This is a genomic window from Flammeovirga aprica JL-4 (genome assembly GCF_012844305.1).
Classification (GTDB): domain Bacteria; phylum Bacteroidota; class Bacteroidia; order Cytophagales; family Flammeovirgaceae; genus Flammeovirga; species Flammeovirga aprica.
Window position 1 is genome coordinate 24,223 of the sequence record NZ_JABANE010000048.1, and the last position, 26,416, is coordinate 50,638.

The 26,416-nt window shown below is 33.1% G+C and carries 10 protein-coding genes; 1 reads left to right on the forward strand and 9 read right to left on the reverse strand.

What is annotated here, in order from left to right:
* The first annotated feature begins 998 nt into the window (after positions 1-998).
* Complete coding sequence (locus HHU12_RS17500) at positions 999-3,008, forward strand: BspA family leucine-rich repeat surface protein (protein WP_169658033.1); 2,010 nt, start codon at positions 999-1,001, stop codon at positions 3,006-3,008.
* Between the two features lie 333 nt (positions 3,009-3,341).
* On the opposite strand, the gene HHU12_RS17505 is transcribed toward HHU12_RS17500, so the two are convergent.
* The 9 genes from HHU12_RS17505 to HHU12_RS17545 all read right to left on the reverse strand — a co-directional run bounded on the left by HHU12_RS17505 (position 3,342) and on the right by HHU12_RS17545 (position 26,249).
* Positions 3,342-3,794, reverse strand: a complete 453-nt coding sequence (locus HHU12_RS17505) for a globin domain-containing protein (protein WP_169658034.1) — start codon at positions 3,792-3,794, stop codon at positions 3,342-3,344.
* Positions 3,795-3,985: 191 nt separating this feature from the next.
* The gene (locus HHU12_RS17510; RefSeq protein ID WP_169658035.1) at positions 3,986-5,521 is read right to left on the reverse strand and encodes an alpha-amylase family glycosyl hydrolase; all 1,536 of its coding nucleotides are present in this window, start codon (positions 5,519-5,521) and stop codon (positions 3,986-3,988) included.
* Positions 5,522-5,883: 362 nt separating this feature from the next.
* Positions 5,884-6,333, reverse strand: a complete 450-nt coding sequence (locus HHU12_RS17515) for a globin domain-containing protein (RefSeq protein ID WP_169658036.1) — start codon at positions 6,331-6,333, stop codon at positions 5,884-5,886.
* Between the two features lie 171 nt (positions 6,334-6,504).
* Positions 6,505-8,355: a biotin/lipoyl-containing protein gene (locus HHU12_RS17520; protein ID WP_169658037.1), complete on the reverse strand. Its 1,851-nt coding sequence runs from the start codon at positions 8,353-8,355 to the stop codon at positions 6,505-6,507.
* A 221-nt stretch (positions 8,356-8,576) separates the two neighbouring features.
* The gene (locus tag HHU12_RS17525) at positions 8,577-9,851 is read right to left on the reverse strand and encodes a PP2C family protein-serine/threonine phosphatase (RefSeq protein WP_169658038.1); all 1,275 of its coding nucleotides are present in this window, start codon (positions 9,849-9,851) and stop codon (positions 8,577-8,579) included.
* 741 nt (positions 9,852-10,592) lie between these two features.
* A complete protein-coding gene (locus tag HHU12_RS17530) occupies positions 10,593-12,446 on the reverse strand; it encodes a BspA family leucine-rich repeat surface protein (protein ID WP_169658039.1) in 1,854 nt (617 codons plus the stop codon).
* Between the two features lie 215 nt (positions 12,447-12,661).
* On the reverse strand, positions 12,662-19,786 hold the full coding sequence (locus tag HHU12_RS17535; protein WP_205959915.1) for a BspA family leucine-rich repeat surface protein: 7,125 nt from the start codon (positions 19,784-19,786) through the stop codon (positions 12,662-12,664).
* A 122-nt stretch (positions 19,787-19,908) separates the two neighbouring features.
* Positions 19,909-22,611 carry a BspA family leucine-rich repeat surface protein gene (locus HHU12_RS17540; protein WP_169658041.1) on the reverse strand — a complete coding sequence of 901 codons (2,703 nt, stop codon included), beginning with the start codon at positions 22,609-22,611 and terminating at the stop codon, positions 19,909-19,911.
* Between the two features lie 53 nt (positions 22,612-22,664).
* Positions 22,665-26,249 (reverse strand): BspA family leucine-rich repeat surface protein, encoded by a 3,585-nt coding sequence (locus tag HHU12_RS17545; protein ID WP_169658042.1) that lies wholly within the window; start codon positions 26,247-26,249, stop codon positions 22,665-22,667.
* Positions 26,250-26,416: the final 167 nt, after the last annotated feature.

Below are 26,416 nucleotides of genomic sequence, written 5' to 3' on the forward strand. Positions count from 1 at the left end.
TTTAATTTAAAAACTCCGTGTATAGAAATAAAAGCTTATTATAATCTAGTAGTACAGGTTAATAATAAACATAGAATTTTAAGTAATTGTACGATCACATATGGAAAATCAAATACTAGCTAACGTAAAATAACATACTACACAAATCAATATAGCAGTCAGACTTATATATTTGATCTTTCTAGGTGAGTTCAAAATTCTTTTATTTGGAGTTCAATCATCAAAAACAACGCGATTCTCGAACTACATCAAAAGCAAGATGTACTCTGTCAATTTAAAATTTATTTTAGCTTTTGGGTTAAGTAGCTTCCTAAATGGTCACTTTTATTTTTTATTCATGCTGGTTTACCACATTTCCAAAATTTTATCTACCGTTGGTTAGTTGATAATAAACATTAAAAACTAACCCTCGGTTAAATAATCATACGATAAGAAAGCACTGTTATGAGTATTTTAAGTAAACCTATAGCTCACAACATTTCACTCCTATCGATATGACACTATTTAGACAATCTTACTTATTAGACTAAAGAAGTTTAAAATGTCACCACCACAATCGAAAAACTATTGTTAACCAAAGTTAATATAAAAAATAAGCTATCAGTAATACCAATAGCTTATAAATAGATTCAAAAAATGTTATGTAAGTTTCCAACTTATCTTTAAGTAAAAAATGTTTTCCGACTTAATTATAATTCGAATATTTATTAATTATAAAATAATATTCGAAATAGATTTAGAAATAAACCACCAGCTAAACTGATGGTCTATAAGATACTACTTTAATATTCTCTTTACTCAATTATTAGATAAAATAATTAAAATTTGCCACCATATTTTATTGCAAATAATAGTTAATATATGAATTTTGTGAAGAAATAAATATGTGATTATTTATTCATTTTATAATTAAAATTACATTTGATTTTATTAACTATCATAGATGGTTATAAATAAAATATATTTAGTCAAATAGATAACAATAACATAATGAACTCATGAAAAAAACATTATTCATTATCATCTCTCTATTAGGTATTAGTGTTAGTACTCAAAGTCAGAACACTGAAGACTATTTTATATTTGTAATAGAAGAAGAAGGAAGTACTACTTCATTTTATGCTAACACTCTTTCTTTTTTTGAGATTGACTGGGAGAACAATAATAAATGGGAAAAAGTAACTACTGAAGGACTAGAAAGAATTTCCTATAAATATGTTACTGCACCAGATACAATAAAAATACGTGGAGTATTAAATGAGTTTAGAGCCCCTAATGATATTATTGATGTTGTTCAGTGGGGGAATGTGGGATTTAATAGTTTAAAAATGGCATTTAGAAAATGTCACAAACTTGTTGAATTCAGTGCTACAGATACTCCTAACCTCTCCATGGTACGTTCCATGAACAAAGCTTTTGCGAGTTCTAAAAAGTTCAATGGTGATTTAAGTAACTGGGATGTGTCAAACATAACAACAATGAATAATGCTTTTTTTGGAGCTGATGCGTTTAACGGAGACATCAGTACATGGGATGTTTCTTCAGTAGAAGATATGAGATTTATGTTCACTCGTGCTTATAATTTCAATTGTGATATAAGTAACTGGGATGTGTCTAAAGTTAAAAATATGAGAAGCATGTTTAATAATGCGAAAAATTTTAATATTGATCTTAGTGGGTGGGATATATCCTCAGCTGAAAATATCAATTCAATGTTTTTTGAAGCATCATCTTTTAATCAAGACCTAAGTGGATGGAATATTTCCAACGTCTACAAAATGTTTGATATTTTCAAAGGTACAATTATACCTACTAAAACATACGACAAAATATTAATAAGTTGGGCTAGTCAAGACGTTCAAGATTCAGTTAGTTTTGCAATTTCTACCACCTATTGTGATGGTGATGCTATGGATGCAAGAAGAAATTTAGTGTATGATCACAATTGGAACATTAAAGATCATGGACCATGTGATGACTATAATTTCATATTTGAAGTTGAGGGAAATGCATACGATTCCATTGAATTTCATGCTCAAAGTGTAAATACATTTTATGTGGACTGGGAAAACAATGATAAATGGGAAGAGGTAAACACTGACAGTTTACTTATTTCAGTAAGTCATTATTTTGAAGAAAAGCCTGATACTATAAAAATTAAAGGTGATCTCAATAAATTTGAAGCTCCAAAAAATAGTATTGATGTAATTCAATGGGGCGATCTTGCTTTTACAACAATGGACTTTATGTTCCATAAATGTAAATTAATTACAGACTTTTCTGCCCAAGATACTCCAAACCTATCAAGAGTAAGTTCGATGAAATATACTTTTGCCAGCACCTCCTTATTTAATGGTGATATAAGTAATTGGGATGTTTCAAACGTTGTATCAATGCGATCTACTTTTGCAAACGCCAAGCATTTTAATGCTAACATAAGTGATTGGGATGTTTCTAGTGTACAAAATATGAAAAGCCTATTTTATAATGCTTCCTCATTTAACTCTGATATTAGTGAATGGGATGTTTCTTCTGTAACTAATATGGCAAATATGTTTTATCAAACCTATCAATTTACAACCGATAACTATGATAATTTATTAAGAGAATGGAGTAAGCTACCACTCCAAAAAAATGTGAAATTTGTAGTATACACACCGTATTGCAACAGTGAAAACGAAAGACAATCTATTGTCGATAATTATGGTTGGGAGATTCATGATGGAGGCAGTGATTGCTCATCGACTTTTAATTCTTCTAACAGGACCAAAACAAATGGTATGATAAAAGACGAACTAGATCTTACTTCAGGATTTTTTGAAGGAGATATTTATTGGTTATTATATGACTTTAATGGCAATATTATAGATACAGGTTACTCCTATTTGAAAAAAGGTGAGAAACTAAAATGGTGGGAATTTCAAAAGAATTTTAATCAAGCAGGTATTCTGAAGGTCTATGATACAAATGAAAGAGTCAGCATTATTAAATTCATCAAACAACCTTAATAACTCCCTTCCTATCAATGAAAATTAAATGAAAAAAATTCTACTTATCACAGTTAGAAGTTTTAAAAATATAACCAGTAATTATCAATTAAAATTATTCTTTCCCCGTCGTGTTAAGTATATGAAATACTGTATGTTTTTATTATTCTATTCGAATAATTAGTTTATCATTTGATAATTTAAGTCACCAATTATGTTGGTGGCTTAATTCGTTTATAATTGATAAGGTTATTTCTCTAATTCTTATAGACAAAAATGGAGCTATTACACAGCACAGAACTATAAATTAAGCTCTGCCTAGTAATAACTCCATTCATACTAATTATAAATTATTTATGGATGTGCAACATTTTCTACTATTAGTTTATTATTGGTCATAAGCTCAGAAACAATAATAAGTAGATTTTTCCATGCTCTATGCACTTTTATTGTCCAAACATTACCTAGCCTATCTTCCAATGCATGAAGAAAGGCAACAATGGCAATTTCATAATTATGATCTTTTACTTCATAACGCCGTGTATGCCTTTTTCCAAGTTCTTGTATTAGGTAAACCAAATGATCCAAATCGTTGAGGTTATATACTAAAAAGCCTATCACATCCATCAACTTTTTACGTTGCTCCCTCATATCTGAAGAGAATAATCTCCTTAGAGAGGGATCCAATTCAAATAACTTATTATAGAAAGCCTTGGCTACATCATCTGTGCTTCTCTCAATCAAAGCATATGTTTCCTGAATAAGTCCAATTTGCTCTGAATTGATAGAAATAGTTTCAGTTTTCATTTTATAAAAGTTTAAATAGTTAATAAAACGGAAAAAAAATATTAAACAACTATACAACAGACAGATAATCATTATATAGTATCATATTGTATAGTCCCCGTTTATCTATTTAGAGATGAATTTTGAAAAATATAACCACATAACATTGTTAATATTTTAAAACCATCCTTGAAAAGTGAAAACAAACTGATTTAAAACGTTTGAATAGCTTCAAAGACTATAGTTGAATAGGGAGACAAACAAATATTGCAATCCATATCGATTGTGTTTTCTGTGGATGAATTATATGTCATAATAAAATCAATGCTATCTGTAAGAGTTACATTCTTTTTTTCTCTAGATAAATTAATAATGACGTATAAACTTTCTGATTTGTAAGTTCTCTTAAAAGCTACAATTGAGGATGGTGGGAATTCCTTGAAAGATATATAATCTATTGTTCCCAACATCAAGGAAGATTTTGATTTCCTGAGCTGTATCAATCTTCTGTAATGATGAAATAAAGAATTAGGGTCTTTTTTTTGGGTATCTACATTTTGAGTTTTTCCAGGTCGATTGTAGATTGAAGGAATCCAATTCGTCTTCCCAAAATTAGAATCACTCCATAAAATAGGTTCCCTGATGTATTCATCTGGTTTTTCTCCTTTCATCCCAACTTCTTCCCCATAATATAAAAAAGGAGTGCCAGGAAAAGTCAGTAACATCGATGAGGCAATTTTTGCTTTATCAATGTCATTATTTAATTGAGAAAGAATTCTATTTTGGTCATGATTAGAAAGAAAAGTACAATTATAAAAACCTGTTTCTCTATTCTTTTTATGAGAGTCATAATTCTTGAAATTTCTAACCATATCTACTGCCCTCTCTGCAATACAAGATTCCATTATTTCATAACTTAACTGAAAGTTAAAAAGTGCAGGAAGAGCCTTGAAATAAGGAGAAATTTCATCAAAACCTCCCCAAACCTCACCCACTAAGAATACATCTCTCTTAACAGAAAAAAGCTCATTTCTTAGTTCTTTTAAAAAAGAAATATTCTTCTCTTCATCTGTTTCAAAAATATGTTTAGCGGCATCAAGTCTAAAGCCATCAATCCCTATTGAGTTAATCCACCATTTCGCCACATTAAAAATTCTTAACTTTACCTCTTCATTATCAAAGTTGAGGTCAGGCATCGTTTTCCAAAAATAGGAATAGTATCTTTTAGAATCGGAAGGATTATATGGGTTTAATGACCAAGGTATTTTATTATCAGAGTCACTTGTAACCTGTCTTTCCCAACGGCCTTGAGCTTTTGCTTTATCAACAGTTTTCCATTCATAAAAATCTCGATATTTATTTTTTATTAGTTTACCATCCGCTAACTCAATAATATCTCCTTTGCATGATTCTACAAACCATGGATGCCTCGTTGAGGTATGATTAATTACAAAATCAAGAATTACCTTGATCTTTAACTGATGTGCTTTTTCTATTAAATGTTTTAAGTCATTTATAGAACCATAATCTTCGTCAATCTGATAATGGTCTGTTATATCATATTTATGATAAGAAACACCTTGTGTTACAGGCATAAGCAAAATCATAGTAATACCCAAATCATGAAGGTATTCTAATTTATTTACCACACCTAAAATGTCACCAACATCATCTCCATTTGAATCTGCGAATGAACGAACGAAGATTTGGTATACTATTTCATTAGTGCTTTTTATACTATTTGTCATAAGATAAGTCGTCAAAAAAATAATAACAATTCAATCCTACTGTTCATGGTATGTTCTACTTTGAATTGTTCTTGTATTACTTATATTTTGATTATTCTAAGTACTAAGAAAAAAGAAAACGGACTTTTTCCCTAGTACTTACATATAATCCCTTTTTTAAAAAATCAGTTTCAAAATATTAAAGTTTAACTTTTACGAATAAAACCCTGCCCTATTCACACATCTTTCAATAACAGATTTAGTTTAGCAGCGTAATACCCGTAAATAATATGTCGTTATTCAGTTTAGAATTAATCAGTGATTATAATTTTACTCATAGTACATTAGTTCTACAAATATTATTGAGTAGCCTGTTAATTGTTTTATTTTGTTATACTCTCCTCCACATGGTTATTATTGGTCATAAGGTTTGCTACAAGTTTAAATAAGTTACCCCAAGCAGTTTTAGCTTTCATTGTCCAAGCATTACCTACGTTATCCTCTAATGCATATAGAAAAGCTGTAGCTGCAGTCTCATAACTACTATCTTGAACACCATAACAATGTGAATGTCTTTGGCCTAAAGCTTTAATTAGACCTACTAACTTATCAAAGTCATTAAGATTGTATACTAAAAAACCTATCATGTCCATCAGCTTTTTTCTTTGAGGTGTAATATCTTCAGAGAATAGTTCTTCTAATGAAGGGTCCAACTCAAAAAGTTTATCGTAGAAGGTTTTTGCCACAATCAAAGCACTTGGTTCGATTGTAGAAAAAGTCTCCTGAATTAATTTGATTTGATCTGAGCTAATTATAGCATTTTCAATTTTCATTTTTAAATGAGTTATAGTTCTACTAAGTTGAAGTACCAAGCTCAAAAAAGAAAATCTTTAAGGCTTGGCACTTACTTTTTAATATTATGATTGAAGAGTTTGAATTAAAAATAATGACATATGCAACTCATCATTATTTTATTCTATTTTAATTTTCACTAAAACAAATTATTATACAGTCTCAATAATTGCCTGGCCGGAAGCTAAGAAATCACCCTCGGTTACAAAAATAGTATTGATGTTCCCTTCAGATTCAGCTGTGATAGTATTCTCCATTTTCATAGATTCTAAAATAATCACGGGATCACCTTTCTTGACCCTATCACCTGCTTTTACAACAACATCCAACACTTTTCCAGGCATTGGTGAATTTGTTTTCTCGCCTGTAATAATTGTCTGTGGTTGTTTTTCAACTCGCTTCTCCTTCCTTGTCTTTTTTAATTTATTCACCGATTCCCACTTTTGCTTTTTCTGTTTTTTTAAAAAACCTTTAGCAACAGATGGAAATAATTCTAATAACAGTTCTTCTTCATAGTTTTCTGCTAATTTGACGTTTCCATACTCAGTCAATTTCACATTGTCTTGAAGCTTATAATTACTTGTATCAAATGGTCTTTCATTTGTAAAACCACATATCTTCTTTCTAAATTCAGGTTGAATAGGAATAGGTGTTTTTCCGTAATCACCTTTCACCAAACTCATAAATTGATTAGATGTATTGGAGTACATATCTTTTCCAGCCTTAAGACTAACAGCCGCATTTACCGCTTGTGCACCAACAATTTGACTAGTTGGAGTAACTAATGGAGGTAAGCCAGCATCCATACGTACTTGTGGGATTAACTTCATTGCCTCATCTAAAATCTCCTCGGAACCTAATGCCTTCAATTGTGCAACCATATTAGAGTACATTCCCCCTGGCACTTCTGCGTCTTTTACTTTTGTATCCGGTTTTGGGAAATTAAAATAGTCTTCAATTTGATGACATATTTCTAATAATATTTTCTCTTTGCCCTCTTTTACTGCCTTGATCGCTTTATCAAAAAGCTTTTCAACTTCAGGAGGAAGCGTATCAGTTAATGGATTAAATGGCTTAGGAAAACTTTCATAGGCATCATACTCCTTTAATTCTTTACGAATCTCAAATAATTTTTCGTTGATTTTTGCAACGGCTTGCATATCAACACCCATATAAATACCTAATTTTTGTGTAAATATATAGATCAACTCTAAAGCAACGCCTGCAGATCCACCAGCAAAATACCAAATGTTAGTGTCCACAATATCAGCACCACTCATTATTGCACACAAAACAGCAGCAAGACCATAGCCAGGTGTACAGTGTGTATGAAAATCTACGGGCACTGATAGATTTTTTTTAAATAACCTAACTAATTTTGATACTCGCATAGGCGGTATTAAACCACTCATATCTTTAATTGTGATCATATCAGCTCCTAACCTTTCCATTTCTTGAGCTTTCCTCAAAAAGTACTGATCTGTAAAAACTGCTTTTGGAAGGTACTTACCTTTGAAAAAACCTTTTACTCTATCACAAATGGTATATTGAGGATCAATTGTATAACAAACAGCACAATCTGCGATTCCCCCATATTTTTTTACATATTTAATGGTTGACTGAATATTGTTAATATCATTGAGAGCATCAAAAATTCTCATCACACTCAGTCCTTTATTAATTGAGGTTTTACAAAACCCTTCAATAATTGAGTTTGTGTAAGGAGTGTAACCAAATAAATTACGACCTCTTGATAATGCTGTCAGCTTACTAACATAGCCCACTGATTCATGAATTTTGTTTAAACGCGTCCATGGATTTTCACCTAAATAACGCATTATTGAATCTGGAACTGCCCCACCCCATACTTCCATGGCATAAAAGTTGGCATTTTTATAGTCTGGTAAAACTCGATCTATCTGATCTTGAGTCATTCTTGTGGCAAATAGTGACTGCTGCCCATCACGAAGTGTTAAATCCCTAATTAATAATTTTTTTGACATAATAATTTGAATTGAATTAGCTTGATAAAGCTTAAATATCAAACCACAATTATTTACACTATTTCTTCCTATTTTTTGAGATCAAAACGCTTTAAATCTATGAAGAGAAGAACTAATGTTAAGTGAATTATGGTCTTACTAAATATGCTTTACAATTATTGTTGTTTAATAGTATGCTAAGTACTAATGCATCTATTGCTTTATAGCATTAGTACAAATGATTAATTTTTATTGAAGCAGAAAACTGTGATATCATCTCGCTGTTTTTCTAAAAAATTATCTTCTGCAAAATTATTCAGTGTTTTAAGCCAGTCTTTTCCATATTTCCTGTAGAAATCCTCACATAATTTTCCAAAAGCTACTTTTCCCACTTTGCCTCCATCTTTTAATTGCTGATCTGGATAACCATCTGTATACATCACCATAACATCATCAGGTGATAATGTGATAGAATGATTTTCAAATGCACGGTTACTTCTTAAATACCCCCCGACTGATCTATTTGTAGATGGTAATATCTTCACACCTTTTTCATTTACTTTCAATAACTTACCTTTTGCAGAAGAATATTGAATATGTTTATCGGTCATGTAAATAACAGTAAGCTCTGCTCCATCATTTTGTGAATATCGTGTATCAAAAGATTGATTTAATCTATGCAAAAGAATTTCATGTAAATCGCTCAATAACTCTGAAGGTAATTCTGGCAGGAAAGGTAAACCTTCAAAATAACTCATGATGACTATTGACAACAGTGAAGCTGAGATACCATGCCCAGTACAATCACCTAATACCACCAATGAGGTTTTTCCATAATCATTTACAAAATAAAAATCCCCACTCACTAAATCTTTTGGTCTGTAAAAAACAGCATGTTCATCAAAGAAATCATCCAACCTTGATTTATCAGGAAGCATTGTTTGCTGAATTTTAGAAGCATATTTTAAAGCATCCTGAATTTCCAATAATTCAGTTTTAGCGAGTAGTTTTTCTTTTTCAAGCTTCTGCTGGTTCACCTCTGCCTTAACCAATTGATTCTCATGTTCTTTTGTAGTAATTAATTCCTCTTGTTGTTGTCTTAGTTCTTCTTCCTGAGAAATGATTTCCTCATGCTGGATTTTAATCTCTTTTAGAAACGTTGTTTGTGCTTCCTCATATCTATTAATGGTCCAGATAATTTCAAATGACACCCCAATAAATACCATAAATTGAATTAGCTTTTCAGGAATCTCAGAATCAAACTCCATATATTTTATCAAGGAAGAATCAGTTAAGTTTAAAATCAACAACCCTGTAATAATCATAAAACAAAGTGTTGCATAGATGTTCGCTGATTTTAAACCGAAAAAGAGGTACGCGCTTAAAAGAGGCGATAAGAAGAAAAATATTGTGGGTGCCGTAGCTCCTCCTTGAAAAATACAAAAAGTAGTGATGACCGAAACCAAGAAAACTACTTGAAGATGCCTTCTTACTTCTTCCCTTATTGGTGAAATCATGATTATTAATTGCAGAAATGCAAAAAGCACAAGCAACTTTGCTTCAAGATATAATTCCAAAAATATGTTTACTGGAATGTAGAAAATTAGTAAGCCGAATAGTGCATTTGATTTTTTTTTCGCAAATGCGTCTTTATCAATTCCCATAGCTGAAGGTGAATTATCTATATAAAAAAAATAACTAAGTCGTCATCAGAGAAAATATGTAGTAAAATTTAAATAGTAGTTGAAACAAAAAATCTATAAAAATTTAAACAATATGATCCTTATTCTATCCTCTTAGTGAATAGATCAAAATCAATTCTTTATAATTATTTTTTGTTCGAAAATCGTTACATATTTTCTTTAAATAAAATTTGAAAGATGTAATAAACTCTCACTTAGAATGAGTATTCTAAAAAAAGAGGATTGTGTTATCAGAAAAAGATTAAATCATCTGATTAATTATATTATTCAGTACACATAATGAAGAGGTTTTAATTATTAAAAATAGTTCATATCAGTATCTTCATATCAAAATGAATATCTCATATCCACATCAATGGTTTATAGTTTCTTGGTTTATTTATCTATATTAAATATCCATATATATCACTGAATATCATAATATTAAACAACTTTTATAAATCAAAAAACCACCTCATTAAATTACATTAACATTGCATTCAAATTTATAAAAATATCATCTCTAATAATTGCTGGCCTATGCCTTTTTTAAAACGTAGACCAGCTTTATTAATTCTATTCTTTTACAAATTTTCTTATCACAACTTTACCCGAACCATCCGTAACTCTTAAGATTCCAGCTTTATTAAATTCTTTTTGAAATTCCCACCATTTTAGCTTTTCACCTTCATGTACGGTGAGAGATCCAGAATCGATTAATTGACCTGTGAAATCATATAGTTTCCACTCTAAGTTGCCGTGAAGGTTGTTTATATTAATTTCTGGTTTTTCTAAAGAGTTGGTAAAGGCATTTTTAGTACGTGCACCACTTCCTGCTCCACAAGATTTACCATAATCATAAATTGTCCATCCAAAATTATTAATAATAGAAGCTCTCGCGTCACTACCCTCACAATACGATGATGAAACATCGAATCGAAGGCCGTAATGTAAATCTAAATTACTCCAAGAGTTCAATAATTTATCGTAATTTTCAGACGAAATACCACTATTTGTCAACATAGCAGTCACGTTAATAGCTGTAGAAATATCCCAATTGCTAAGGTCTCTATTAAAAGAAGTTGCTCCATTAAACATATGTTCCATCCATGTTGCAGAAGTTACCTCCCAACCACTAATATTACCATTAAATGAAGGTGCTTCATAAAACATATAACACATATTTCGAACATTTGACACATCCCAGTGGCTAATATCTCCATTAAAAGAAGATGCTTGACAAAACATTCCTTGCATGCCGTATCCTTCATTAAACAAGGATAAATCTGGAGTATCTTGTGCCGAAAAAGCCTCCAATTTTTTACAATCAAAAAACGAAAAATTAAAATCTTCAAATTTAGAATTACCCCATTGTGCTACATCTATTATACTTTTGGGAGCTTCGAAGTAGTCTACCTGTCCTCTTATTCTTATTGTATCAGGTACTTTGTTTTCATAATTATATGTAATATCCTGATAATCATCATTTGAGATAGATAACCAACTTCCATTGTTTTCCCAATCAATATCAAATGCCCCTTTAATGCCTAAAATTGTAATTTCACTTTCACTTCCATCAACCACCAAAACAAGATCTTCTTTCTTCGAGACATCCTGGCAAACTCCCTTATCCGTAATTGTCCAATTATAGTGATCTATCAAAAATTGTCTTTCTGAAGATGACTCACAATAGTTTACTGAAGCATCTAGTTTAACTCCTCTTTTTAATCCAGGCAATGCACTCCAACTTTTCAATAGTTTATCATAGTTTTCTGTACTTAACCCACTATTCACAAACATATCTTCCATGTTTACCACAGAACTGACATCCCATTTACTTATATCTGAGTCATGAATCAAGGCGTTAGTGAACATAAACCTCATATTTTTTACTTGAGAGACATCCCAATTACTAAGGTCTTGATTGAAACTCTCTGCTCTAACAAAAGCAGATCGCATACTCTCTACATGAGAAACATCCCAGAGGCTAACATCTCCATTAAACTGCCTAGAACCACTAAACGTATATGACATATCAGTTACAGCTGATAAATTTGGAGTATCATTTGCTGAAAATGATTTTAAAAAATAACATTGCTGAAATGTTTGCTTTAAACTTGTGAAATTGACATCTCCCCATTGCACTACATCTATGATACTTTTAGGAGCTATAAAGTGATTTAATTCTCCTCTGATACGAATAGTATCGGGAGGGCTTGACAATGTTCTTGTTATTTGCTCCAATCCATTAGTGGATATTTCCTCCCATTCATCATTATTCTCCCAGTCTACTTCAAAAGAGTTTGCTGTATTACCAGAGAATGATACTTGATTTGTTGATTGATTCACCACAAATATAAAGTCAGTACTTTGTCCAACACACGGTACACAAAAGCTTATCGCTAATAAAATTGTAAAAAAATTTTTCATTGTTTCATTTGAGGTAGCCTATATCTAATAAAAGATAAGTACAAAGTCAAAAATAAATTATAGTTAATTCTAATTTATTTTTTGTGAGTACAACGCTAAAAAACGTATTAATAGTGGTTCTATTGAAAGTTTTTTGAAGGAAGTAATCGCAAAACAATAAATAGAATTAGTATTAGATAATTTTGAATTTGTACTTATAGGCTACTTGATTAAGTTTATTGTTTAATAAATTTTTTAACTGCTACTTTACCCGAATTATCCGTAATTCTTAAGATTCCAGCTTTCTTATATTCTTTTTGTAAATCCCACCATTTTAGCTGTTCGCCCTCTTGTAAGGTGAGTGTTCCTGAATCGATTAATTGACCTGTAAAATCATAAAGTTTCCACTCTAAATTTCCATGGAGTTCCTCTATATTTAATACTGGTTCTTCTAACAAATGATTATTTGAGTTGCTTGTTCGTGCACTACTTCCTCTAGTACAAGATTCTCCACCGTCGCTTATGTCCCATCCAAAATCATCTGTTAGAGTGGCTCTAGCATCACTGCCAGCACAATATGTAATAGAAGATGCTCCCAACATTACACCAGTTTCTAAGTTAGGTAATTTACTCCAGCCTATTAATATGTTATCGTAATTTTCAGAGGAAAGACTGGTTATTCCTTCAAACATATCCTCCAAAGTTGTAGCTGATGATACATCCCAATCACCCAAGTCTTGATTGAAAGTGTAAGCATAAGAAAACATCCCTTTCATTGTTGTTACAGAAGAAACATCCCAGTTACTTATATCACAATTAAAGTTAGTAGATGCATAAAACATATAAGACATGTTAGTTACTGATGACACATCCCAGTTATTAAGGTTTTGATTGAAATTATGTGTTCTTTCAAACATATAAGACATGTCAGTTACTGATGAGACATCCCAACTACTCATTTCTTGATTGTATGCTTCGGCACTGTGGAACATGGCATGCATAGTTGTCACTGACAAGACATCCCATTCATTCAGACTTTGATTGAATAACTTTGCATTCTGAAACATCCCCAACATTGTTGTAACTGAAGAAACATCCCAGCTACCTATGTCTCCATTAAAGTTAAAAGCTCCGTAAAACATCCCCCGCATTGTTGTAACTGAAGAAACGTCCCAGCTACCTATGTCTCCATTAAAGATAGAAGATCCAAAAAACATCTCCTGCATATTTGTTACGGATGAGACATCCCAATCCAAACTTTGATTGAAAGAAGTTGCACCTCTAAACATCCCCTGCATTGTTGTAACAGATGACACATCCCAACTACCTATATCTCCATTAAATGATGTACCATAAAACATCCAAGACGTATTTTTTACTGATGAAACATCCCAATTACCTATATCTCCATTAAAGCTAGAAGCTTCACTAAACATCTCCTGCATAGTTGTCACTGACGAAACATCCCATGAGCTCAAGTTTTGATTGAATGAAGAAGCTCCATGAAACATTCTACTCATATCTGTAACTAATGATACAGCCCATGAGCTCAAGTCTTGGTTGAAAGAAGATGCACCTCTAAACATTTCAGACATATTTGTCACTGATGAAACGTCCCAATTACTCAAATCTTCATTGAAATTCACCGCATTCCTAAACATTCCATTCATATTTTCTACCGATGAGACATTCCAAGTACTTAAATTTACATTGAATGCAAGTGCTTCATAAAACATCACATACATATTAGTAACAGATGAAACGTCCCACTCACTCAAATCTCCATTGAAGCTAGAGGCTTTATAAAACATCCAAGACATATTAGTAACAGACGAAACATCCCACTCACTCAAATCTCCATTGAAGCTAGAGGCATGATTAAACATCCCTGCCATATTGGTTACTGATGAAACATCCCAAGTGCTCAAATCACCATTAAAGTTGGATGCTCCATTAAAAGTATCTACAAGTGAAGTTACCTCAGAAAGATTTATAGAATCTGTTGCTGTGAATTTCTCTAGCTTCTTACAATCCTTAAAAGTTGACAATAAAGAGGTAAAATTTGTTTCTCCCCATTGAGCTACATCAATAATACTTTTAGGTGCATTAAAGTGATTTAGCTCTCCTCTGATACGTATAGTGTCTGGAGCATTTGTGATGGAGTGTGAAATTGTCTGATTTTCACCTGTTGAAATTTTTTCCCAGTTTTCATTATTCTCCCAGTCAATATAAAAAGATGATGAAGTAGTTACAGGAAAACTTATATTAGTTTCACTTCCATCAACGACAAGAATTAGATCTTCAGCCAATACCTCTTCACATGGTCCTCTGTCATTTATTGTCCAATTGTAGTCATTAATAAGTGACTGTCTTTCTGAAAAGGACTCACAATACTCCAATGAAACATCTAAGCGAACTCCCTCTTGTAAATCATTTGATTCAGGTAATGCACTCCACCCTTTCAGTAATTTATCATAATTTTCTGTTGAAAGGCCACTATTGATAAACATTTCATACATGCCTGTGACTGAAGAGATATTCCAATGGCTAATATCTCCATTGAAAGAGGAAGCACCGTAAAACATCCAAGACATATTTGTAACTGATGAAACATCCCACTCACTCACATCTCCATTGAAGTTAGATGCCATTTGAAACATCACAGACATATCAGTAACAGATGAAACATCCCACTCACTCACATCTCCATTGAAGTTAGATGCTCTTTGAAACATCCAAGACATATCAGTAACAGATGAAACGTCCCACTCACTCACATCTCCATTGAAGTTAGTGGCATTACTAAACATCCCTGCCATATTTGAAACAGATGAAACTTTCCATGAACTCAAATCACCATTAAAACTAGACGCTCCATCAAACAACCCTACCATATTTGTAACTGATGAAACATTCCATGAACTCAAATTACCATTAAAACTAGACGCTCCATGAAACATCCTATACATATTTGTAACTGATGAAACATCCCAAGTACTCAGATCTCCATTGAAATTTTCAGTACCATAAAATGTTTCTGCCAATGATGTCACCTCAGAAAGATTTATAGTATCATTTGCTGTGAATTTCTCTAACTTCTCACAAGATTTAAATGTACTATCAAGAGAGGTAAAATTTGTTTCTCCCCATTGAGCTACATCAATAATGCTTTTTGGGGCATTAAAGTGATTTAGCTCTCCCCTGATACGTATAGTATTTGGAGCATTTGTGATGGAGTGTGAAATTGTCTGATTTTCACCTGTTGTAATTTTTTCCCAATCTCCATTATTCTCCCAGTCAATATAAAAAGATGTTGAGGTAGTTACAGGGAAACTTATATTAGTTTCACTTCCATCAACGACAAGAATAAGGTCTTTTGCTAATAATTCATCACACTGTCCATTGTCATTTATTGACCAATTGTAATCAGTAATAAGTGACTGTCTTGCTTCAAATGACTCACAATACTCCACTGGAACATCTAATTGAACTCCCTCTTGCAATTCAGGTAATGCACTCCACCCATTCAATAATTTATCATAATTTTCTGTTGAAAGACCGCTATTGGTAAACATATCAGACATATCTGTTACTGATGAAACATCCCATGAACTCAAGTCTCCATCAAAAGCTACAGCACCTTTAAACATTTCGTACATTGAAGTAACATTAGAAACATCCCATCTACTTAAATCATGATTAAAAGACGTAGCTTCAAAAAACATATAATTCATGTTAGTAACTGAAGAGACATCCCATTCGCTTAAATCACGGTTAAAGGAGGATACCCTAGAAAACATAGCTCTCATATCTTTTACTGAAGACACATCCCATGAACTTATATCTCCATTAAAGAAAGTGGCTCTAGAAAACATATTGTACATTGATTCGACATTGGAAACATCCCATCCGGTCAAATCACCATTAAAGTTCGTTGCCCCAAAAAACATATAACTCATGTCTTTGACTAAAGATAAATCCGGGGTGTCTTCTGCAGTAAAACCCTTAAGTTTTTTACAATCGGCAAACGTTATACTAAAACTTTCAAATTTTGAATTTCCCCATTGTGCTACATCAATAATGCTATCTGGTGCTTCAAAGTAAGCTAACTGACCTCTTATTCTGATTGTACCAGGTTGGTTCGCTGTATAGTTATGTGAAATCGTTTCATAACTTTGATTTGAAAAATGTGACCAAGTCCCATTGTTTTCCCAATCTATGTCAAATATTCCTTTTTCATAATAAATGGAAATCTCTGTTTCACTTCCATCAAACACTAATAATAGATCCTGTTTCTTCAAATCATCACATGCACCTTCATCTACGATTGTCCAACCGTGATTATTGATCAATGATTGTCTTTCATCAAATGATGAACAGTACTGAGCTGAAACACCCAATTGGACATTGTCTTTTACCTCTTGTTCGCTCCATGAACTCAATAAGTTATCATAATTTTCTGTTGAAAGACCACTATTACTAAACATTTTATACATTGATGTAACTGAAGAGACATCCCATGAGCTCAAATCGCCATTAAATGAAGTCGCTCCAGAGAACATAGATGTCATATCTGTAACGGAAGAAACTTCCCATTCGCTCAAATCGCCATTAAATGAAGTCGCTCCAGAGAACATAGATGTCATATCTGTAACGGAAGAAACTTCCCATGAGCTCAAATCACCATTAAAAGACGTTGCTTCAGAGAACATAGCTGTCATATCTGTAACGGAAGAAACTTCCCATTCGCTCAAATCGCCATTAAATGAAGTCGCTCCAGAGAACATAGATGCCATGTATGTAACTGAAGTTAAATCAGGGGTGTCATGTGCAGTAAAACTGTTTAGTTTTTCACAATTAGCAAATGTTTCATAAAAACTTTCAAATTTTGAACTTCCCCATTGAGCTACATCTTTAATATTTTGAGGGGCTTTAAAGTAAGTTAGTTGACCTCTTATTCTGATTGTATCGGGCTTGTTTGGTAGGAAGTCATATTCAATTACTTTTACATCTCCACTTTTATCTGAATAATGTGACCAAGTACCATTGTTTTCCCAATCTACATCAAATGTCCCATTTACATAATTAATCTCAACCTTAGTACTTTCACTTTCATCAATCACTAGTACAAGATCCTGTTTCATCAAATCATCGCATGCCCCTCCATCTGTGATTATCCAACCATGATTATTTATCAATGATTGTCTTTCATAAAATGATGAACAATACTTAGTGGAAACATCTAATTTAACGTTATCTTTTACCTCTTGTTGACTCCATGATTTCAATAGGTTATCATAATAGACTTCACTAATTCCACTGCTCACAAACATACTTTGCATGTTCAATACTGAACTGATATCCCACAAACTCAGGTCTTGATTAAAATTCAAGGCCTTGTTGAACATATATCTCATGTTAGTCACTTGAGAGACATCCCATGAACTGAGATCTTGGTTAAAACTAACAGCATTATAAAAGGCTGATCGCATGCTCACTATGTTAGAAACATCCCATTTACTTAAACTTCCATTAAACATTGAAGAACCACTAAATATATACGACATATCTATCACTACTGACAAATCAGGTGCCTCTGATGCAGAGAAAGATTGAAGCTTAGAACATTTTCTAAAGGTACTATTGAATGAAGTGAACTTAGAGTTTCCCCATTGTACTACATCTATTATACTAGAAGGTGCTTTGAAGTGATTTATATTTCCTCTGATACGTATGGTATCAGGACTGTTTGTGTAAGTATGTAAGACATCTCCGTCAATACCCGAACTACTAACCGTTTCCCATTTTTCATTATTCTCCCAGTCTATCTCTATAGATGAACTAGCGTTTAGATAAATTGATGTATTTTTTGTGCTTCCATCAACCACCAAAACTAGATCCTCTGCCTTGACCTCATCACAGGCACCGTTGTCTATGATTTCCCAACCATGGTTGTTGAACAGTGACTGTCTTTCTGCAAATGAGGAACAATAGTTTGAAGATACATGTAGTCTGATGTTGTCATTTACCTCTTGCTCGCTCCATGATACCAATAGATTATCATAATTCTGTGCACTGATTCCACTGTTGAAAAACATGTTTCGCATATCTTTCACTGAAGTGATATCCCATGAACTGAGATCCTGATTAAAACTACTCGTATTGTAAAAAGCAGATCGCATCTTTTGGATATTAGAAACATCCCATGTACTTAGATCGCCATTAAAATTGGAAGCTCCATTAAATAGAAATGATATGGTTGTCACTTCTGATAGATTTGGGGCTCCTGAAGCAGAAAATGATTCTAGTAATGTACATTTCTGAAATGTACTTTCTAAGCTTGTAAAATAGACATCTCCCCATTCTACTACATCTACAATACTCCTTGGTGCATGAAAATGATTTAATTCACCTTTTATTCGAATTGTATTTAAGCTTCCTGTGAATTCATATGAAATGGTTTCCATCCCATTGGTGGTATATTCTATCCAGTTTCCATCATTTTTCCAATCTACCCAAAAAGATGAGTTTGTGTTTGCTCCAAATGTGATCGGTGATTTTGTTTGATTCACTACTATCACAAACTCTTCATCACACCTTTGTAATCGATCTTCCGGTAACTTCCAACCATGAGTGTCTTCTAATAAAGACAAGGCTTCTCCTGCTGAACAAAAATTACTGTTGAAACCAAAAACTACTCCTGGTTGCAAACCATCAAGCTCTGACCAGTTTTTTACCATACGATCAAAGTTAGGTTGCGTCAAGGCTGTATTAATGAAAATATTATTCATGCTAGTGACACTTGAAATATCCCAATCTTCTAGAGATTGATTGAAATTTTCGGCCAAATCAAACATATTGTACATATGCACTACAGAAGAAACGTCCCAATTATTTATATCTTGATTGAAACTTTTTGAAGCATGAAACATGTGAGCCATATTAGTCACATTTGATACGTCCCAATTACTGATATCTCCATTAAACTTTTCCATATGGGCAAAAGCTAAATTCATGTCTGTCACTTTAGACAAGTCTGGGGTATCTTGTGCAGAGAAAGACGCCAGTTGATTACAGTCCTTGAATGTTTCCGCTAGAGAAGTGAAACCCACTTTTCCCCATTGCACTACATCTGTTATCGTCTTTGGTGCATGGAAATGATTCAATTCACCTTTGATACGAATAGTACCTGGAGCACTTGATAAGGTTCTTGTGATTTTCTCTAATCCTGTTGTAGAAATTTTCTCCCATTGACCATTATTTTCCCAGTCTACTTCAAAACTACTTTCCGTTTTTCCATAGAATGAAATCTCATTTGTGGTTTGCTCTACCACAAATATAAAATCAGTGCCTTGACTCATACATGTAATATACATGCAGAGGGATACTAAAATTGTTAGTATTGTTTTTTTCATGTTCGTATAGTTATAATCTTTAGGTAGTAGCCCACACCTATTGCTAGGTACAGGCTACATGAATATGTTTATTGTTTAATGAATTTTTTGACTGCAACTTTACCTGAATCATCCGTAATCCTTAAAATTCCAGCTTTATTAAATTCTTTTTGTAAATCCCACCATTTTAGTGGTTCGCCCTCTTGTATAGTAAGTGAACCAGAATCGATTAATTGACCTGTGAAATCATAGAGTTTCCACTCTAAGTTTCCATGAAGAGATTCTATGTCCAAATCTGATTCTTCTAATAGATGATTATTTGAATTGCTTGTTCTTGCACTACTTTCATTAGGACAAGATTTTTTATCGCCAGTTATATTCCATCCAAAAGTCGTTATTAATCTATCTCGAGCATCTGCACCTTCACAATACTTAGTCGAGACATGTAAATCAACGTCTCGCTGTAATGAACCTAATTTACTCCAACCTATTAATAGCTTATCGTAATTATCGGAAGAAAGACCAGTATAAAGAAACATATGGTGCATATCAACTACGTTGGAAACATTCCAAGTACTGAGATCGCCATTAAACGCTTGGGCATCATCAAACATAAATCTCATATTAGTAACAGAAGATACATCCCAATTACTCAAATCACCATTAAACGCAAATGCAGATACAAACATACTTTCCATATTAGTAACGGAAGATACATCCCAATTACTCAAATCACCATTAAACGCTGATGCTACGGCGAACATTCCTTCCATATTAGTAACGGAAGATACATCCCAATCACTCAAATCACCATTAAACGCAAATGCTGCGACGAACATTCCTTCCATTGACTCTACGTTAGATAAGTTTAAGCTATCTTTTGCTGTAAATTTTTCTAATTTAGTACACCATTCAAAGCTTTCTTTCATAGAAGTAAAATTAGTCGATCCCCACTGCACTACATCAATAATATTTAGAGGAGCTTTAAAGTGATTTAACTCGCCTTTTATGCGGATGGTATCGGGAGCAGCACCATTAAAATTATGAGAAATATATTTAGTAATTGTATCTCCTTCTATATCTGTGGAAATGGTTTCCCAATTACCATTATTTTCCCAATCAATATCAAAGGATGACGCTGTGCTCACTGATCGGAACTCAATAACATTTGTGCTTCCATCAACTACAATGATAAAATCTTCATTCTTCAATATATCTTCACAAGCTCCCACATCATTGATTCTCCAACCATAATTATCTATCAGTGATTGCCTTTCTGCTGATGCCTCACAATACTCCGCTGATATATCCAATTGTACTCCATCTTCTAATTCTGGTAATGCACTCCAACCCTTTAATAAAGAATCATAATTACCATTATCTATGCCACAAGACGATAGCATATTTTGCATATTTACTACTGAACTGATATCCCAATTACTAAGATCCTGATTGAAGTCAGATGCCTCGCTAAACATATAACTCATGTTTATGACATTCGATACATCCCATTTACTAAGGTCCTGATTAAAGTTCGTTCTGTAAAAGGTAGATCGCATACTTTCTACATTGGATACATCCCATAAGCTAATATCCCCATTAAATGACATAGCACCACCAAACATAAATGACATATCAGTTACATCTGATAAATTGGGCACATCAGTCGCTGAAAAAGATTCAAGAATAGAACACTGTTGAAATGTCTTCTGTAAACTTGTAAAGTAAACATCTCCCCATTGGACTACATCTTTTATTCTTTTGGGTGCATGAAAGTGATTTAGTTCTCCTTTGATACGAATCGTATCTAAACTTCCAGTAAATTCATATGAAATAGTTTCCATTCCATTTGTAGAATACTCTGCCCAATTTCCATCATTTTCCCAATCAACAAAAAATGACGAATTAGTATTGGCTCCAAAAGTAATTGGAGATATTCTATGATCAACGACTATCACAAACTCTTCATCACAACTTTGTACTCGATCTTCCGGTAACACCCAACCATTAGTGTTTTCTAATAGAGACAAGGCCTCACCTGCTGAACAATAATGAGCATTAAATCCGAAGGTTACTCCCTCTTCTAAATCCTCAAGCTTAGACCATTTTTTTACTGTTCGATCAAAATTGGAGGGTGTCAAGGCTGTATTTATAAAGATATTATACATATTGATGACACTTGATACATCCCAATCTTCTAGAGATTGATTGAAACTTTCGGCCATATCAAACATACTGTACATATGCACTACAGAAGAAACGTTCCAATTATTTAAATCTTGATTGAAACTTTCTGCAGCATGAAACATATGCGCCATATTAGTCACATTTGATACGTCCCAATTACTGATATCTCCATTAAACTTTTCTGTGTGGGCAAAAGCTAAGTTCATGTCTTCTACACCTGACAAATCAGGAGTATCTTCTGCAGAGAAAGACACGAGTTGATGACAGTCTTTAAATGTCTGTGAGAGAGACGTAAAGGCTACATTTCCCCACTGAACTACGTCTGTAATCGTCTTTGGGGCACGGAAATGATTCAATTCTCCTTTGATACGAATAGTATCTGGAGCACTTGATAAGGTCCTTGTGATTTGCTCTAATCCATTAGTAGAGATCTCCTCCCATTGACCATTATTTTCCCAGTCTACTTCAAAACTACTTTCCGTTTTTCCATAGAATGAAATCTCATTTGTGGTTTGCTCAACCACAAAAATAAAATCAGTACTTTGACCAATACATGGTATAAAAATGCAGAGGGAGATTAAATATGTTAGTAACGTTCTTTTCATTTTTATAAGTTGTAGCCCGTACCTATTACTAGGTACAGGCTATTTAAATATGCTTATTGTTTAATGAATTTTTTGACTGCAACTTTACCCGAATCATCCGTAATCCTTAAAATTCCAGCTTTCTTATATTCTTTTTGTAGTTCCCACCATTTTAGCTGTTCTCCCACCTGTAGAGTAAGTGAACCTGAATCGATTAATTGACCTGTGAAATCATATAGTTTCCAATCTAAATTCCCATGGAGTTCATCTATATTTAAAACTGATTCTTCTAATGAATTGGTAAGGTTTGTAGTACGTGCATTACTTACTTCACTACATTTTTTAGCTCCATCGTAGATGTCCCAACCATAATCATTCCTCAATTTTTCTCTCCCTTCCTCACCAAGACAATAATCCGCATCAATATTAATCTTAACATTTCTCTGTACATCAAGTTCACTCCATTTCATTAAAATATTATCGTAATATTCTTGTTTATATTCAAGATCAATGAAGCCATCCATATCGGTTACTTTAATTATATTCCAATCACTAATATCTTCCTCAAAATCAGCACAATAAGAAAACATCACCGTCATTTTTGTAACTGAAGAAACGTCCCAATTACCTATACCTCCTCCTATAAATTTCCATGATCCGAAGAACATACCTACCATCGTCTCTACAGATGACACATCCCAATCTCTCAAATCACCATTAAAGTCAGTCGTATAAAACATATAATTCATGTTCTTAACTGAAGATACATCCCATTCACTAACATCTCCATTAAAATAATATGCATTATAAAAAGCCCTTTCAAAAGTTGTCACATTCGTTAAATTTGGAGGAATTTGAGCTGAAAATGATACTAGTGCTGTACACTCTTCAAAAGTTCTATAAAATGAATTAAAGTTTGGATCACCCCATTGTACTACATCAATAATGGTTTTTGGGGCTCTAAAATGATTTAACTCTCCTCTAATGATAATTGTATCTGGAGCATTAGAATAATTATGTGAAATTTCGATACTATCTACTGCAGAAATTGTTTCCCAGTTACCATCATTCTCCCAGTCAATATCAAATGATGATGCTGTAGTGACTGGAAAACTTATGTTTTTCTCAGATCCATCCACTACAAAAATGAATTCACACGATCCTTTATCATTAATTGTCCACCCATGGTCATCAATTAGTTTTTGCCTTTCTGCAAATGACTGACAATAATAGGTTGATACATCTAATTGAACATTTCTCTTTAATTCAGGTAGTGCACTCCAACTTTTTAATAACTTATCATAATTAGCTGAAGTGATACCGCTTTCAGTAAACATATTTTCCATCATCGTAACTGAAGATATATTCCATGAGCTGATATCACCCTCAAAAGAAATAGCACCATTGAACATATTATCCATTCTCGTTACTGAAGAAACGTTCCAAGTACTAAGGTTTCCATTAAAAGATGTAGCTTCTTTAAACATATAATCCATTCTCGTTACTGAAGAAACATCCCAAGAACTAAGATCTCCATTAAAAGATGTAGCTCCTTCAAACATATAACTCATGTTTTTAACTTTAGACACATCCCATTTACTCAAATCGCCATTAAAAGAAATTGCTCCATCAAACATCTCATTTAATCCAAAATATTCATTAGTCAGTAATGATAAATCAGGAAAATCTTTTGCTGAAAAGCCCTCAAGTTTTTCACAACTTTGAAACGTTTTTTGAAAATCTTCAAACTTTGATTTACCCCATTGTGCTACATCTACTATACTTTTAGGAGCTCTAAAGTAACTTACCTGCCCTCTTATTCTTATTGTATCTGCTTCATTACCATCATAATCATGTGTAATGTTCTTATAAGTAGTATTTGAAACATGTTCCCAATTTCCATTGTTTTCCCAATCTATATCAACTTCACCTTTAAACTGTGTAATTGTAACTTCTCTATCGGTTCCGTCAACCACTAATACTAGTTCCAAATGTCTTAATAATTCATCACAAGCTCCATCATCAGTAATCACCCATCCATAATTCTCCTCTAAATATGTTTTCTCTTCTAATGCTGTACAATGTTTGGCTGAAACATCCAACTGAACATCACTTTGTAGATTAGGCAATGTACTCCAAGCTTTCAATAATAGATCATAATTAGCAGAAGTGATACCACTTTCAGTAAACATATTATCCATCTTTTCTACATTAGAGACATTCCATGAACTCACATTACCCTCAAAAGATGTAGCTCCATTAAACATATTATCCATCCTTGTTACTGAAGAGACATCCCATGAACCAAGATCTCCATTAAAAGAAATAGCATCGTTAAACATATATCTTACGTTTATTACATTCGATACATCCCATGTACTAAGATCTTGATTAAAAAGTTCGGCTCTGTGAAAGGTAGATCGCATACTTTCTACATTGGATACATCCCATAAGCTAACATCCCCATTAAATGACCTAGCACCACTAAACATATACGCTATACTACTTACTTCCGACAAATTAGGTACATCAGTCGCTGAAAAAGATTTCAGGTAATAACACTGCTGAAATGTATTTTCTAAACTTGTAAAATAAACATCTCCCCACTTCACCACATCTGTAATTCTTTTTGGAGCATGAAAATGATTTAGTTCTCCTTTGATACGAATTGTATCTAAGCTTCCAGTAAATTCATGTGAAATGGTTTCCATGCCATTTGTAGTGTACTCTACCCAACTTCCATCATTTTCCCAATCTACTAGAAATGACGATTGTGTATTTGCATTGAAAGTAATTGGTGATGTTCTTTGATCAACAACTATCACAAATTCTTCCTCACAACTTTGTACTCGATCTTCCGGTAATACCCAACCATGAGTGTCTTCTAATTTTGACAAGGCTTCACCTGCTGAACAAAAGTGACTATTGAAACCAAAACTTACTCCTGGTTGCAAACCATCAAGTTCTGACCAATTTTTTACCATACGATCAAAATTAGGTTGTGTCAAAGCTGTATTAATAAAGATATTATACATGCTCTTGACACTTGACACATCCCAATCTGCTAAAGATTGATTGAAACTTTCTGCACGGTCAAACATATTGTACATATACTGTACTGAAGATACGTCCCAATTATTTAAATCTTGATTGAAACTTTTTGCATCATGAAACATGTGAGCCATATTGGTTACGTTGGAAACGTCCCAATTACTGATATCTCCATTAAACTTTTCTGTGTGGGCAAAAGCTAAATTCATGTCTTCTACACCTGACAAATCAGGAGCATCTTGTGCAGAGAAAGACACGAGTTGATGACAGTCTTTAAATGTCTCTGAGAGAGACGTAAAGCCTACACTTCCCCACTGAACTACGTCTGTAATCGTCTTTGGAGCTTTGAAGTGATTTAATTCACCCTTGATACGAATGGTATCTGGAGCACTGGTTAAGGTTCTTGTGATTTTCTCTAATCCTGTAGTAGAAATTTCCTCCCATTGACCGTTATTTTCCCAGTCTACTTCAAAGCTACTTTCTGTTTTAGCATAAAATGAAACCTTATTTGTGGATTGCTCTACCACAAATATTAAATCAGTGCCTTGACCCATACATGTTACGTACATGCAGAAGATGGCCAAGAGTGTTAGAAAAGTTTTTTTCATGTTCGTATAGTTATAATTTTTAGGAAGTAGCCCACACCTATTGCTAGGCATGAACTACGCAAACAAACTAACTTTTATTTATCTCAAGCTATCACTGATACCTTATAAATAAATGAACCTGTTTAATCCCTAACCTGTTTATATTATTAATTGTGTTGTTTTTCTAG